Genomic DNA, 15,298 nt, shown 5'->3' with positions numbered 1-15,298 from the left:
ACCGTAACGCGGGCGGGGGAAGTAATGCCACCGAATTAATCGGCCGGGCACGGAGCCGCCACCGGGCCGCCATCCGGCGGCCTCCTTGCCGGCGAGGGCGGGCCGTAGTCTCACCCGTCCCTCGAGGTGACAAAAGACCTACCCCGCTCCACGGGTTCGGGACCTTGTCGGTAAGGTGAACCTGCCCTAAGTTAGGTTAGGCTTACCGACCGTCCGGAGGACGATGTGTTCGCGAGTTACCTCATCGGCCTTCGAGAGGGCCTCGAGGCCACTCTCGTGGTCTCCATCCTGGTGGCCTTCCTCGTCAAGAGCGACCGCCGCGAGCGGCTGCCCATGGTCTGGGCCGGTGTCGGCGCCGCCGTCGCTTTGTCCGTCGCGTTCGGCGCGCTGCTGACCTTCACCGCGGCGCACCTCGGCACTCAGCAGCAGGAGATGTTCGACGCCGTGACGTCCCTGGCGGCGACCGTCTTCGTCACCTTCATGATCTTCTGGATGCGCACGGCGGCCCGCAAGATGTCGGGCGAGTTGCGGGAGAAGATGGGCGCGGCCCTGGAACTCGGGGCCACCGCCGTGGTCGTGGTGGCGTTCCTGTCCGTCGCGCGCGAGGGCCTGGAGACCGCGCTGCTGTGGTTCGCCGCCGTCCAGGGCGCGACCAGCAGCGCGAGCCCGCTGATCGGCATCACGCTCGGATTGCTGACCGCGGTCGCGCTGGGCTGGGGGCTCTACCGCAGCGCCCTGCGGATCAACCTCACGAAGTTCTTCACCTGGACGGGCCTGCTGCTGGTCCTGGTCGCCGCCGGGATCTTCAAGTATGGCGTCCACGATCTGCAGGAGTCGGGGCTGGTGCCCGGCCTGAGCACCCAGGCCTTCGACATCAGCGGCGTGCTCGACCCCACCGCCTGGTACTCGACCCTGCTGAGCGGGATGTTCAACATCACCCCGCAGCCCAGCGTGCTTGAGGCCGTCGCCTGGGTCGTCTACCTGGTTCCCGTCCTCATCCTGTTCCTGCGGCCCGCGGCCAAGACGCCGGCGAGCCCCGCTTCCAAGTCTCCCCAGCCCGCTTCCTGACCGGAGTCCACCGACATGCGCACCCCCACCGTCCTGGCCGCCGCGGCGCTGGCCCTCGCCGGCCTCACCGCCTGCTCGTCCACGGGCGCCGGCACCACGACCGAGGCGACCGCGGCCGGCGACGGGAAGATCACCGTGGCCGCCACCGACACCGAGTGCAAGGTGGCGAAGTCCGACCTGGCCGCCGGCACCTCGACCTTCTCGATCACCAACAACGGCACGAAGGTGACCGAGTTCTACGTGTACGCGGCCGGCGACCGCGTCATGGGCGAGGTCGAGAACATCGTGCCCGGTCTGACCCGCGAGGTCGTGGTGGAGCTTCCCGCGGGCGTGTACGAGACCGCCTGCAAGCCCGGGATGACCGGCAAGGGCATCCGCGGCCCCCTCAAGGTCAGCGGCGAGCACAAGCCGCTGACCGGCGACGCCAAGCTCGCCGAGGCCGTGGCCAGTTACAAGCGCTACATCAAGAGCCAGTCCGACACGCTGCTCGACAAGACCAAGGAGTTCACCGAGGCCGTCAAGGCCGGCGACGTGGCCAAGGCCAAGGAGCTCTACCCGGTCGCCCGCACCTACTGGGAGCGGATCGAGCCGGTCGCCGAGGTCTTCGGCGACCTCGACCCGGCCATCGACGCGCGGGAGAACGACGTGGCCGACGGCGAGGAGTGGACCGGCTTCCACCGCATCGAGAAGGACCTGTGGGTCAAGAAGGACGTCGGCGGCGACGGTCCGATCGCCGACAAGCTGATGGCCGACGTGAACACGATCGTGACGAAGTCCGCGACGGTCGACCTGTCCCCCATACAGCTCGCCAACGGCGCCAAGGGGCTGCTCGACGAGGTGGCCACCGGCAAGATCACCGGCGAGGAGGACCGCTACTCGCACACGGACCTGTGGGACTTCGACGCCAACCTGCAGGGTTCGAAGGCCGCCGTCCAGGCGCTGCGCCCGGTGCTGGAGGAGCGCGACGCCGAGCTGGTGAAGACGCTCGACGCGAAGTTCGCCGACGCCGAGAAAACGCTCGCCGCCCACCGCAGCGGCGACGGCTGGAAGCTGCACACGGACCTGTCCAAGGACGATCTCAAGGCGCTGTCCGACGCGATCAACGCCCTGGCCGAGCCGATCAGCAAGGTGGCCTCGGTGGTGGCCCGATGAGCCCGCGCACCTCGCAGGACGGCGACTCGGGGCACAGCGGCATCAGCCGCAGGCGGCTGTTCGGCCTCGGCGCCGCGGGGGTGGCCGCCGTCGGGGCCGGCGCCGTCGTCACCCGGTCGTTCGCGCAGGAGCCGGTCGCCCACGCGGCCTCGGCCACCGACCCCGTGCCCTTCTACGGCCCGCACCAGGCGGGCGTCACCACTCCCGCCCAGGACCGGCTGCACTTCGTGGCGTTCGACGTGATCACGAAGAAGAAGGCCGAGCTGGTGGAGCTGCTCCAGGAGTGGTCCGCCGCCGCGGCCCGGATGACCCAGGGCAAGGACGCCGGCACGTTCGGCGCCGTGGGCGGGGCGCCCGAGGCGCCGCCGGACGACACGGGCGAGGCGCTCGGCCTGCCCGCCTCCGGCCTGACGCTGACCATCGGCTTCGGCCCCTCGCTGTTCGACGAGCGGTTCGGCCTCGCCGACCGCAGGCCGCCCGCGCTCGCCGACCTGCCCGCCTTCCCCGGTGAGGACCTGCAGCCCGAGATCTCCGGCGGGGACATCTGCGTGCAGGCGTGCGCGCACGACCCGCAGGTGGCGGTGCACGCCATCCGCAACCTCGCCAGGATCGGCTTCGGCAAGGTCTCCGTCCGCTACTCGCAGCTCGGGTTCGGGCGCACCTCGTCCACCTCGCGGGCGCAGGCGACGCCGCGCAACCTCATGGGCTTCAAGGACGGCACCAACAACCTCAAGCTCGAAGACACGGCCATGCTGCGCGACCACCTGTGGGCCGCGCCCGGCGACGGCCCGGCCTGGATGGACGGCGGCACCTACCTGGTGACCCGCAAGATCCGGATGCACATCGAGACCTGGGACCGCGCCCCGCTGGCCGAGCAGGAGGCCATCTTCGGCCGCGACAAGGGCAAGGGCGCGCCGCTCACCGGGCGCGAGGAGTTCGACGCGCCGGACTTCGCCAAGAAGGGCCCGGACGGAACTCCGGTGATCGCCGCCAACGCGCACGTACGGCTCGCGCACCCCGACGCCCACGGCGGCGCGCGGCTGCTGCGGCGCGGTTACAACTTCGTGGACGGCTCCGACGGCCTCGGGCGGCTCGACGCGGGCCTGTTCTTCATGGCCTACCAGCGCGATCCCCGCAAGCAGTTCGTCCCCATCCAGCGGATGCTGTCGCAGAAGGACGCGCTGAACGAGTACATCAAGCACGTCTCCAGCGGCCTGTTCGCCTGCCCGCCCGGAGTGGTCGACGGCGGCGACTACTGGGGCCGCACGCTGTTCGCCTGACGCTCCGCCGCCTTCCACGTCAACCGGGATGTGTATAGTCCCGGTTATGCGGATGGGCGAGGGCGTCGAGTGGGGACTGCACTGCTGTGTGACGCTGGGCTGGCTCGACGATCAGGCCCCCGTGTCGATCCGCCGGCTGGCCGCCTGGTTCGACCTGCCGCAGGAGTACCTGAAGAAGCGGCTGCAGCCACTCGCCCGCGCCGGGATCCTCGTCTCCACCCCCGGCGTCCGGGGCGGCTGGTCGCTCGCCCGGCCACCCGAGCGGATCACGGTGATGGACGTCGTCACCGCGGTGGAGGGGCCGCTCGAAGCGTTCCGCTGCACGGAGATCCGCAAGCGTGGCGTGAGCGGGCGTGACGCCGGCCCCGAGTTCGACCGGCCCTGCGGCATCTCCGGGCTCATGCGCCGGGCGGAGCTGGCGTGGCGGCGCGAACTGGCCGGCCGGACGATCGCCGACCTGATGGAGCAGGCCCCCGCAGGTGCGGCGCGCACCCGCCGCAACTACGGCCGCATGACCGACTGATCCCCCACTTTGGCACGGAGCGTTTTCATGGACAAAACCGGGACATTGCATATCCCCGTTAGCCGGCGTGAGGCCGCGCCGCGAGGACTGAACTCGGCCCTCGTGCTGGCCCTCGGGACGTTCGCGGTCGGGACCGACGCGTACGTGGTTGCCGGGTTCCTGCCCGCGATGGCGCACTCGTTGCGCGTGACGGAGGGCACCGCCGGGCAGTCGGCGACGGCGTTCGCCATCGCCTACGCCGTGCTGTCGCCCGTCCTGGCCACGGCGCTGGCCCGCGTGCCGCGCCGGGCCCTGCTGGTCGGCGCCCTGGCCGTGCTCGCCCTGGCCAACCTCGCCTCGGCGCTGGCGCCGGACTTCGGCGCGCTGATGGTCACGCGGGTGCTGGCCGCGTCCGGCGCGGCCGCGTTCACCCCGAACGCGGGCGCGGTGGCCGCGTCGCTGGTCGCGCCCGCGCAGCGGGCCAGGGCGCTGGCCGTGGTGGTCGGCGGCCTGACCGTCGCCACCGCCCTCGGCGTGCCCCTGGGCAACCTGGCCGGGAAGATCCTCGACTGGCGAGCCGCGCTCGGCCTGGTCGCGGCGCTGTGCGGGGTCTGCGCGCTGGGCGTGTTCGCCGCGATGCCCGCGTTGCCCGGCAATCCGCGCATCCCGCTGCGGGAGCGGCTGGCGGCGCTGCGGCAGCCCGGGGTGGTCGCCGTGCTGCCGCTGACCGTGCTCGGACTGGCCGCCAGTTACGGGCTCTACGCCTTCGCCGTTCCCGTGATGCACGCACTGGGAGCCGGGGTGCGGGCGGAGACCTGGCTGCTGTTCCTGTACGGCGTCGGCGCGGTCGCGGGCAACCTGGTGGCGGGCGCCATGGTGGACCGGCACGGCCCCATCCCCGTGCAGGCCGTGGGGTTCACCGTGCTGACCGGGACGCTGGCGGTCTCCGCCTGGGCGGCCGGGGCGGGCACGCACTGGCTGCCGCTGGCCGCCGTGCTGATGACGGCCTGGGGCGCGGCGACCTGGTTCCAGACCCCGGCGCAGCAGGTCCGGCTGATCAACGCGGCGCCCGGGGAGACCGCCGTGGTCGTCGGCCTGAACTCCTCGGCCCTGTACGCCGGGATCGGCCTCGGCACGGCGCTGGCCGGCGCCCTGCTTCCGGTCGGCCCGCCCGTGGCGCTCGCCGTCTGCGCGGGGCTGGCCCTGGTGTGCCTGCCCTATCTGGGCGCCACCCGCCGCTACCGCTGATCACCTACCGCTGATCACTACCGATCGTCACAGGCGCGACTCGTACACCGCCCTGGCCTTCTCGATCAGGTCGAGGTGGTCGCGAAGCTGGGCCCTGGTCCGCAGCCGCGCCCTGCCCCTGACCAGCTCGTCGAGCAGGTCGAGCCAGCGCAGGCACCAGCGCACGTCCTCCTCTCTCGCCACGTGCCGTCCGCGCACGTCGAGGTAGACCGGGCTGGTGTGGGCGTACGCGCGCCCGCGCGGGGAGCGCGGATGGGGGCCGCCGCGGACCACGGCGACCACGTAGGTGGCGTCCGCCACGGACAGCGACGCGGTGATCTCCTGGCCCGGCCCCTCGGCGAGCACGCCGGCCGCGGTCCTGATCTCGATGTGCTCCACCTCCGGCCCGACGGCCCTGGCCCGGATCTCGACCATCTCGCCGCCCTCCAGGCCGAGCGTCTCCCCCGGCCCCAGGCCGTCCACCGTGAGCTCCAGCCAGGGGCCGGTGGTGGCGAACGTGCGGCCCCGGCGCACGGCCTCGGCGAACGACTCGGCGCTGAGCGGCCCGTCCACGCGGGCGTAGACGCGCTCCCAGCCCGGGGGGCTGGAGACCGTGTCCTGGCGGGTGAACGACAGCATGGTGTCGGTGCCGGCGAGCGCGGCGAGCCGGTTGCCCGCGCCGACCAGCCTCCGGTAGACCTCGGCGGTTCCCGGCGCGGGCGACAGGTCGCTGAAGTGCAGCACCTCCACTCCGTCGACCAGGCCGAGCGCGGCGTCCACCACCAGAGCGCGGCCGGTGCAGTTCCTCGCCCCGTTCGCGGCCACGTCCTCCGGTGAGGAGACCGGGCCGTGGAAGGGGTGGGCGTACCCCAGCACCGCGCGCGGCTCCCGCAGGTCGCCGCAGACCGCCGCGTTGGGCGGCCAGTCGGCGTCGGCGCCGAAGCCCGTGTGGTAGACGGCGGGCGGCGCGGCCACGCCGAAGACGTGGACGTGCCCGAACAGGTCGTTGCGATACTCCACGCCCATCCGGGCCACGTGCCCGGCGTCCGACCACGGCAGGTCGCGCCCGGCCCAGTGCTGGAGCGCCTCCCGGTCGTAGACCCGGTCGCCCGCGACGTTCCCGGCGACGAGGTTGAGCAGATGCAGGTCCTCGCCGAGCTGCGCGGCGGCCGCCTCCGCCGGGGCGGCGACGAGGTCGCCCGCCCAGTTCATGTGGACGTGCAGGTCGGCGCCGTACCAGCCGCGGGCGGCGGCGTCGTACAGCCGCTGCGGCGCGAGCCCGACCAGCGTCTCCTCCCCCGTCCTGGGGACGACCGTCGTCTCGGCGATGCCGTACTCCATGCCGCGCGTGACCCGGATCGTGACCGGCTCGCAGGGCACGGCGAGCACGATGTCGTCGCCGTGGAAGAACGGCATGTCGTCGTTGTCGCGCCGTTCCGGCACTCCCTCCGGATACCACCCCTGGCCGTCGGACGACGTGACGCTCCACCGGCACGGGAAGCCCGCCCGCAACCGCAGCCGCGCGGCGGGCGCGGGCCGGGTCAGCCCCGACAGGTCCACCTCCTCGCCGTCCACCGTGAGCACGGTCGCGGTCGTCACGTCGAGGAGCTTGGCCCCGCCCGCCGCGATCCCGTACGGCACGCCGTCGGCCGCCACCTCCACCGGGTGCGGCAGCGCGGAGTCGACCAGCAGGATGACGGACGCCGGCCCCGGGGACAGCAGCGGCCGGGCCGGGCCGTGCTCCAGGCGGTGCTTCAGTCGGTCGCCGTCCGCGGTCAGCCGCAGCGCCACCAGGCCCCGGGGGACCTGGCCGTCCAGCGTGTCACGGAACTCCGCGTCGAGGTCGGGCCTGACGCTCATCCGGTCGGCCTCCTCGGGAAACCGCAGGAACGGCATCATCCGGACGTAGCCCAGCGGCGGCTCTCCCCAGGTGATCCCGTGTGCGGACAGTAACGCGCGGTACTCCCGCAGAGCGCGCTCCACCTGCGGCGGCATCATCGGATCGTGGTTCATCGCACCTCCCCGTAATCGAAAGCGGCCACATGGTGGCACGGTTTCGGCGCGGGAAAACGTGCAACAGTGCATTCCCGGTCACACGGGTAGCGATCTTTCTCACCCGGGAGGAAAGGTGATCCCCCGGGTGTCATGAGAGGCGTCCATCTGGTCTTCGGTCGGCAGGAAGGCCGCCAGGATGCGGTCGGCGGCCAGCGCCGGTGTGAGGGTGCCGTCGAGGACCTGCCGTTCGATCTCCGGCGCGATCTCCCCCGTGGCGTCGTGGAGCATGGCCAGCAGCCGCTCCCTGACCAGTGCCCACGTCCACTCGACCTGCTGGCGGCTGCGCCTGGCGGCGAGGTCGGCGCCCTCCTGGTGGCGCACGACGTGCGCCCACAGCTCCTCCAGCCCGGCACCGGTGAGTCCGCTGCAGGTCAGCACGGGCGTGGCCGAGCGCAGCAGCCGCAGCGCCCCGGACAGCTCGCGTGCCGCCTTGCGTGCGGCCGTCTCGTGCTCGCCGTCGGCCTTGTTGACCGCGATGACGTCGGCCAGCTCCAGCACGCCCTTCTTGATGCCCTGGAGCTGGTCTCCGGTGCGGGCGAGCGTGAGCAGGAGGAAGGTGTCGACCATGTCGGCGACCGCGGTCTCCGACTGGCCGACCCCGACCGTCTCGACGAGCACGATGTCGTAGCCCGCCGCCTCCACGACGACGATGGCCTCCCTGGTGGCCTTCGCCACGCCGCCGAGCGTCCCGGCCGTGGGGGACGGCCGGATGAAGGCGTTCGGATCGGCCGACAGCCTGGCCATCCGGGTCTTGTCCCCCAGGATGCTGCCGCCCGAGCGCCGCGACGAGGGGTCCACGGCCAGCACGGCCACCCGGTGCCCCTGCCCGGTGAGATGGGTGCCGAGCGCCTCGATGAAGGTCGACTTGCCGACCCCGGGCACTCCGGACACGCCCACCCTGCGGGCCTTGCCGGCATGCGGGGTGAGCTCGACCAGCAGCCGCTGCGCCATCTCCCGGTGATCGGCCCTGGTCGACTCCACCAGCGTGATCGCCCGCGCGGTCCACCGCCGGTCGCCCGACAGCACGCCCTTGACGTAGTCCTCGATCACCGATGCGATCACCGATGACCCAGCCGGGCGGACAGCTCGCGCAGTAGTTCGAGGGCGGCGTCGGCGATCACCGTGCCGGGCAGGAAGATCGCCGAGGCGCCCGCGGCCCGCAGCTCGCCGACGTCGCCAGGGGGGATCACCCCGCCGACCACAATCATGACGTCCTCCGCGCCGAGGTCGGCGAGCGCCTGCCGCAGCGCGGGCACCAGCGTCAGGTGCCCGGCCGCCAGCGAGGAGACCCCGACCACGTGCACGTCGGCCTCGACGGCCTGCCGGGCGACCTCCTCGGGCGTCTGGAACAGCGGGCCGACGTCGACGTCGAAGCCGAGGTCGGCGAAGCCGCTCGCGATCACCTTCTGGCCCCGGTCATGGCCGTCCTGGCCCATCTTCGCGACGAGGATGCGTGGCCGGCGGCCCTCCGCCTTCTCGAACCGCGCGCACGCCTCCCGGACCCGGTCCGCGGCGCCGCCCACCTCCGTGCGGTACACGCCCGATATCGTACGGATCTGCGCGGCGTGCCGTCCGAAGACCTTCTCCAGCGCGTCGGAGATCTCCCCGACCGTGGCCTTGGCCCTGGCGGCGTTCACCGCGAGCTCCAGCAGGTTCTCCCCGCCGGCCGCGCCCTTGGTCAGCGCCTCCAGCGCCTCGTCGACGGCGGCGGCCGAGCGCTCCTCGCGCAGCCTGCGGAGCTTGTCGATCTGCTGGTTGCGCACGGCCGTGTTGTCGACCTTGAGCACCTCGATCGGCTCGTCGGCCTCGGGGCGGTACTTGTTGACGCCGATCACCGGCTGCCTGCCGGAGTCGATGCGGGCCTGGGTGCGGGCCGCCGCCTCTTCGATGCGCATCTTGGGCAGCCCCTGGTCGATGGCCCTGGCCATGCCGCCGGCCCGCTCGACCTCCTGGATGTGGCCCCAGGCCGCCCGCGCCAGCTCCCGGGTCAGCCGCTCGACGTAGTAGGAGCCGCCCCACGGGTCGATCACCCGGCAGGTGCCCGACTCCTGCTGGAGCAGGAGCTGGGTGTTGCGGGCGATCCGCGCGGAGAAGTCGGTCGGCAGCGCCAGCGCCTCGTCCAGGGCGTTGGTGTGCAGCGACTGGGTGTGCCCCTGCGTGGCCGCCATCGCCTCGACGCAGGTCCGCACGACGTTGTTGAACACGTCCTGCGCGGTCAGCGACCATCCGGAGGTCTGGCTGTGCGTGCGCAGCGACAGCGACTTGGGGTTGGCCGGGTTGAAGCCCTTGACCAGGCGGGCCCACAGCAGCCGGGCGGCGCGGAGCTTGGCGACCTCCATGAAGAAGTTCATGCCGATGCACCAGAAGAACGACAGACGCGGCGCGAAGGCGTCGATGTCGAGCCCCGCCTGCACCCCGGCGCGCAGGTACTCCAGCCCGTCGGCCAGCGTGTACGCGAGCTCCAGGTCGCAGGTCGCCCCGGCCTCCTGGATGTGGTAGCCGGAGATCGAGATGGAGTTGAACTTCGGCATCTTCCTGGAGGTGTACTCGAAGATGTCGGAGATGATCCGCATCGACGGGTCCGGCGGGTAGATGTAGGTGTTGCGGACCATGAACTCCTTGAGGATGTCGTTCTGGATGGTCCCCGCCAGCTTGTCGGGCGTCACGCCCTGCTCCTCGGCCGCGACGATGTAGAGCGCCAGGATCGGCAGCACCGCGCCGTTCATCGTCATCGACACGCTCATCCGGTCGAGCGGAATCCCGTCGAACAGCTGCCGCATGTCGTAGATCGAGTCGATCGCCACGCCCGCCATCCCGACGTCGCCGGCGACGCGGGGGTGGTCGGAGTCGTAGCCCCGGTGGGTCGCGAGGTCGAAGGCGACCGACAGGCCCTTCTGCCCGGCCGCCAGGTTGCGCCGGTAGAACGCGTTGGACTCCTCGGCCGTGGAGAACCCGGCGTACTGCCGGATGGTCCACGGCTGGGTGACGTACATCGTCGGGTAGGGGCCGCGCAGGAAGGGCGCGATGCCCGGGTAGGTCTCGAGGGACGGACCGTCCTCCAGGTCGGCCGCCGTGTAGAACGGCTTGACCGTGATGCCCTCCGGCGTCTCCCACGCAGGACTCTCCCGGGCCGGGCCGCCGGGGACGTCCGCCTCCGCGGCGCCCGATCCCAGGTCAATCTCCGAGAAATCCGGAATCATCGGTCCACTCCCAGATCGTCGAACGTCGCGCGGAGCACCCCGAGCGCGTCGCAGCCCGCGTACAGGGTGGCGTCCACCCCCTCATACTCCCCCTTCCCCGCCAGCCAGACCTTGCGCGCCCCGGCCTCCCGCAGCGCCGCGGCGACCGCGGCCGCGTGCTCGCCGTACAGCCGGTCACTGGAGCACAGGCAGGCCACGGGGGTGCCGCAGTCGCGGAAGGCCGCGGCGATCGCGGCCGGGTCGGTGCCCGGGCCGCTGGTGACGGTCGTGACGCCGCCCGCGGCGAACAGGTTGGCGGCGAACGTCGCCCTCGCGGTGTGTGCGGCGACCGGCCCGATCGTGGCGAGGAACACCGTGGGCCGGCTCGGCTGGGCGTCGGCGAGGTCGCGCAGCGCCTCGAACTCCTCGGCGTAGCGCATCACCGGCAGTCCCCCGCCGGACACGCCGCCGGAGGTGACGGCGAGCCCGGGGCCGGGCCGCCGGGACACCGGTCTCTCCTTGAGGTCGGGGAACTCGCTGACCCCGGTGATCGGGTCGCGGCGGTGGGCGAGGTTGTCCGCGCGCCGGGCCCGGGTCGCCGCCAGCCGCTCGGGGACCAGCCGCTCCAGCGCGGCCGCCATGCCGCCGGCCCGCTCGATCTCCCGGAACCACTCCCAGGCCCGGGAGGCGAGGTCGTCGGTGAGCCGTTCCACGTACCAGGAGCCGCCGGCCGGGTCGGCCACCCGGGCGACGTTCGCCTCCTCCACCAGCAGCGACTGGGTGTTGCGGGCGATGCGGCGGGCGAACGCGTCGGGCAGTCCGAGGCAGGCGTCGAACGGCTGGACGGTGACCGCGTCCGCCCCGCCCACCCCGGCCGCGAAGCAGGCCACGGTCGTGCGCAGCATGTTCACCCAGGGGTCCCTGACCGTCATCATCGCCGACGAGGTGACCGCGTGCTGAAGCTGCCTGCCGGGTTCCCCGGCGACCCCGGTGACCTCGGCGACCCGCGCCCACAGCCGCCGGGCGGCCCGGAGCTTGGCGATCGTGAGGAACTGGTCGGCGGTCGCGGCGTAGCGGAACTCGAGCTGCCCGAACGCCTGCTCGGCCGTCAGGCCCGCGCCGGTCAGCGCCCGCAGGTAGGCGACGCCGGTCGCGACCGAGCAGCCGAGTTCCTCGGCGTCCGCGCCGCCCGCGTCGTGGTAGGGCAGCGCGTCGACGGTGATCGCCCGCAGGCCGGGGTGATCCGCGGCGCAGCGGCGGGCGAGCGCCACGGCGGCGCCGGTGTCCACGGTGGCGCCGGTGTCCACGGTGGCGCCGGTGCGGGCGGCCAGCCCGATCGGGTCGGCGCCCAGGTTGCCCCCGGGCGGCGCCGTCCCCCCGGCCATCCCCTCTATCAGGCGCAGGAACGTCTCCGCCGCCTCGGCCGTACGCGGGCCGGCGTCGAGGACGACCGGGGCGAGGTCGAGCAGGACGCCGTCGAGCACGGCCGGCAGCGCGGCCGGGTCGATCGCGTTCAAGTCGAGCCACAGGGACGTGACGCCGTTCTCCAGGTCGGCGTGGATCGCCTCCCGGGTCGCGGCCGGATCGGGGTCGGCGTGCCGCTGGCGCACGTCCCACGGGCCCGGTGCGCGCGTCGTCCGCGGCGCGGCCGGCAGGTCGGCGGCGTCGTACAGCGCGGCGACCGCCACGCCGTCATAGGTCATGGTGGTCAGGGCGGCCTCGGCCTCGTCCGGCGAACCGTCCCAGCCGGATCTGCGCAGCACCTCGGCCGCGAGCGTCCTCCACTGCTCCCGCGTGGCCTGCGGGAATCCCGCTGCGGGATCGGCGAGATCGTCGAGTTCAACAGGCGGCACCGTCATGAACCGGATGCTAAATGCACCGGCCCGGCCTCGGGGCCCCGGGGTCCCGGTCTGTGGACAACGCGGACGGCCCGGCCGCCGTGGCCGGGCCGTCCCCGGGTGGTCTCAGGCAGGGACCAACTGCCATTGCTGGTTGGCGCCGCCGTTGGCGCTCCACTGCACGACCTGGGCGCCGTCGGAGGTCGACGCGCCGTACACGTCCGCCAACAGCCCGCTGCTGTAGCTGACGATCGTGTAATAGCCGTCGCCGGTGGGCCGCAGGTACCACAGCTGGTTGGCGCCGCCGTTGGCGGTCCACTGCTGCAGTTGCAGCCCTTGAGTCGTGCTGCTGCCGTTGACGTCGAGGACCTTGCCGGTGGGGACGTAGCGCAGGGTGTACGCACCGCCCTGACCGCTGGTGACGGTCCACGCGGCGGCGCCGGTCTGCTGCACGGCCTTGGCGCCGTCGGCGGTGGAGCCGCCGGCCACGGCGAGCGGCTTGCCGCTGTTGCGGTTGACGATGCGGTAGGCCGCGCCGGACACCGGGCCGCCCGAACCGGACCCGAGGGTGAAGTACTCGACCGCGTCGGTGAACGTCGTGGCGCCCGACTTGGTGGTCGTCAGGAGCAGGTACACGCGTGAGCCGCTCGCCGGTGTGGTGAAGGTGACCGGCTGGGTGACCCGCGAGCCGAGTGGGATGTTCAGTGTGGTCTGCCCCGACGCGACGACGGGGCCGTCGGGCCGGTCGAGCCGCGCCGACCAGGAGAATCCGACGGAGGTGTCGCGCAGGTCGTCGTTGAAGACGGTGATGTCGCGGGTCACGGAGGCGTTGTAGGCGTAGGTGTTCACGGCCTGCGGCAGCGGGAAGTCGCCGTTGGCGTCGGAGACCCCGGACGCCGACCAGTAGGGCAGGTCGATCGCCGCGACCGGGTTGAACGCGGCTTGGACGCGCTGGATCTGGGGGTTGCTCCAGGGATCGGACAGGTTGTCGGCACCGTAGAGCGGATGGCCGCCCTCCTCCGGCACGAAGTCCGTCGTACGCACGCCGGGCACGAAACCGGCCCACGCGGACAGCAGCGTGTACGGGCGCAGGTCGGCGGCGTCCTTGCCCCGCTTGGCGGCCGTCGCCGTGGCGAACCACATGAAGCCCTGCTTGGTGTTGCACTTGTTCCAGACGTACTCGCCCTCGCCGTCGGGCCGGCCGGACACGGGAGCCAGCCGCTCCCCGTACTGTCCGACGCCGTCGAGGTAGTGCGCGAAGATCGCGAAGTTGCCGTACCTCATGTTCGGGTACCGGCTGGGTGAGTCGGCGCCGGGCGCGGCGTCGAGGCTGACCGGGCGGGTGCCGTCGTTGCCGTTCATCGCCGCGTAGAGATCCTGCTCGAACTGCTCGGAGTCGTTGCCGAAGGTCGGTTCGTTGGCCTGGCTCCAGCGGATGACGGCGGGGTGATTGCGGTCTCGCACCGTGAGTGCGCGGGCGTGCGCGACCATGTGGTCGTGCCCTGCGACGAAGTCCTGCGCGCTGCCGCGGACGCCGGTCTCGTCGATGATCATCAGGCCCGTCTCGTCGGCCACGTCGAGCATGTACGGGCTGGCCGGCTCCTGGTGGATGCGCACCACGTTGTAGTTGAGCCGCTGGTAGTTGTCCACGGCCTGCGGCCAGCCGCCGTTGCCCGCCGAAGGCGGGAGGAAGCCGGGCAGCGTGTCGTAGGCGTCGCCCTTGCCTCCGTAGTCGACCCGGTCGTAGTCCGCACCCTGCAGGTTGTCACCGCGGAAGTTCACCCGGACGCCGTTGATGAAGTAGTACTCGCCGTTCTGGGTGGTCTCCCGGAACCCGAACCGGTACGTCGCGTCGCTTGTCCGGCCGTCGTCGGTCGCCGCGTGGACCTTGAGACGGTGAAGCTGGGCCCGATACCCCTGCCGGTAGGGGACGTTCGGCCACCAGTACGAGGCGGTGCCGAGGTTCCACGCGACGGAATCGACCGTGACCTTGGCCGTCGACCGCGCCCCCACGGTCACGGTGCGGGACGGCAGCGCCGGGTAATCGAACGTCCCGCCGCCGTCCGAGGACAGCTCGCCGGTCAGCGTCACCGATCGAGCGCTGCCCGAGGTGTTGGTCACCCACACGTCGTAGCCGAGGGTCTGATTCGCCACCGACGTGCGGATGAACGCGTCGCTGACGTACACGGCCGGATACACCCGCAGGAACGCGGAGCGGTAGATGCCCTGCGGGACCGCCTCGGACCAGTCGGCGGCCACGGGCACGATGTACTTGCCGTTCGCCGGGTTCTTCAGCGCGCCGCGGCCCTTCACGTCGACGCTGATCGTATGGGTGGTGCCCGGGGCGGCGTAGGCGCTGATGTCGAACTTCGACGGGGTGAAGGCCGTGGTCTGCGTCGCGACCACCCGGCCGTCCACCGACAGGGTCGCCTGGTGGTTCACGGCGCCGAACTCGATCCACGTCGACTGCGGCTGCCCCGAGTCCGGCACCGTCACCGTACGCGAGTACACCGCCTGGGACACATCGGTGAAGCCCTGCTTGTACCAGCCGCCTCCGGGCACCTTGATCGACGTCGTCGACCGGCCCGCCGGGGTGAAGCTCCACGTCCCGGCGAGATCGACCGAGGCGATCGCGGCGTTGCCCGCGGTGACGCCGTCGACATCCCCAGCGGCGGCGGCGACCGTCGCGGTGGACTCCGACGGCGCAGACCGCGGTGCCGCCACAGCCGGCTGAGCCCCGGTCATCGCGAGCAGAAAGGCCGCCAGCACAGCCGGCCACCTGCTCGCCGGACGTCGAGGACGAGAGGAGGGATCGCTCCGCTTCGTAGGGGGCACGCTGTCTCCTGGTGAGAGGATGTCGTATCGATTCGACGACAGGTCCGGACATCACACGTAAGCCCCGGGGTTCCTCCTGTCAAGGCTCGCGGCGCAGCGGAGATGGGATCACTTCGGGCATGCGGTTCCACTACAGCCGATCCAGCCGAGGCACCCCGGCCG

10 protein-coding genes are annotated in these 15,298 nt (G+C 72.2%); 5 read left to right on the top strand and 5 right to left on the bottom strand.

Annotated features, from left to right (window positions below; translation table 11 throughout):
• Positions 1-225: 225 nt before the first annotated feature.
• The 5 genes from efeU (at position 226) to ABZ860_RS32175 (ending at position 5,250) form a co-directional block, all read left to right on the top strand.
• A complete protein-coding gene (gene efeU / locus ABZ860_RS32195; protein ID WP_357227309.1) occupies positions 226-1,068 on the top strand; it encodes an iron uptake transporter permease EfeU in 843 nt (280 codons plus the stop codon).
• Positions 1,069-1,083: 15 nt separating this feature from the next.
• The gene (efeO, locus tag ABZ860_RS32190) at positions 1,084-2,220 is read left to right on the top strand and encodes an iron uptake system protein EfeO (RefSeq protein WP_357227306.1); all 1,137 of its coding nucleotides are present in this window, start codon (positions 1,084-1,086) and stop codon (positions 2,218-2,220) included.
• Complete coding sequence (efeB, locus tag ABZ860_RS32185) at positions 2,217-3,500, top strand: iron uptake transporter deferrochelatase/peroxidase subunit (protein ID WP_357227303.1); 1,284 nt, start codon at positions 2,217-2,219, stop codon at positions 3,498-3,500. The genes efeO and efeB overlap by 4 nt, the downstream gene beginning before the upstream one ends.
• Before the next feature lie 46 nt (positions 3,501-3,546).
• Complete coding sequence (locus ABZ860_RS32180) at positions 3,547-4,023, top strand: Rrf2 family transcriptional regulator (RefSeq protein WP_357227301.1); 477 nt, start codon at positions 3,547-3,549, stop codon at positions 4,021-4,023.
• Between the two features lie 102 nt (positions 4,024-4,125).
• Positions 4,126-5,250 carry an MFS transporter gene (locus tag ABZ860_RS32175; protein WP_357227298.1) on the top strand — a complete coding sequence of 375 codons (1,125 nt, stop codon included), beginning with the start codon at positions 4,126-4,128 and terminating at the stop codon, positions 5,248-5,250.
• Between the two features lie 27 nt (positions 5,251-5,277).
• Here ABZ860_RS32175 and ABZ860_RS32170 read toward each other — a convergent pair whose 3' ends face one another.
• The 5 genes from ABZ860_RS32170 to ABZ860_RS32150 all read right to left on the bottom strand — a co-directional run bounded on the left by ABZ860_RS32170 (position 5,278) and on the right by ABZ860_RS32150 (position 15,070).
• Positions 5,278-7,242, bottom strand: a complete 1,965-nt coding sequence (locus ABZ860_RS32170) for a CehA/McbA family metallohydrolase (protein WP_357227295.1) — start codon at positions 7,240-7,242, stop codon at positions 5,278-5,280.
• A gap of 99 nt (positions 7,243-7,341) precedes the next feature.
• Positions 7,342-8,343, bottom strand: a complete 1,002-nt coding sequence (gene meaB / locus ABZ860_RS32165) for a methylmalonyl Co-A mutase-associated GTPase MeaB (protein ID WP_357227511.1) — start codon at positions 8,341-8,343, stop codon at positions 7,342-7,344.
• Positions 8,343-10,484, bottom strand: a complete 2,142-nt coding sequence (scpA, locus tag ABZ860_RS32160; protein WP_357227293.1) for a methylmalonyl-CoA mutase — start codon at positions 10,482-10,484, stop codon at positions 8,343-8,345. The genes meaB and scpA overlap by 1 nt, the downstream gene beginning before the upstream one ends.
• Positions 10,481-12,322: a methylmalonyl-CoA mutase family protein gene (locus ABZ860_RS32155; RefSeq protein WP_357227290.1), complete on the bottom strand. Its 1,842-nt coding sequence runs from the start codon at positions 12,320-12,322 to the stop codon at positions 10,481-10,483. The genes scpA and ABZ860_RS32155 overlap by 4 nt, the downstream gene beginning before the upstream one ends.
• Before the next feature lie 105 nt (positions 12,323-12,427).
• Positions 12,428-15,070, bottom strand: a complete 2,643-nt coding sequence (locus tag ABZ860_RS32150) for an RICIN domain-containing protein (RefSeq protein WP_357227287.1) — start codon at positions 15,068-15,070, stop codon at positions 12,428-12,430.
• Positions 15,071-15,298: the final 228 nt, after the last annotated feature.

Source organism: Microbispora sp. NPDC046973, assembly GCF_040644495.1.
GTDB lineage: Bacteria > Actinomycetota > Actinomycetes > Streptosporangiales > Streptosporangiaceae > Microbispora.
This window is presented reverse-complemented; position numbering and strand designations above follow the sequence as displayed.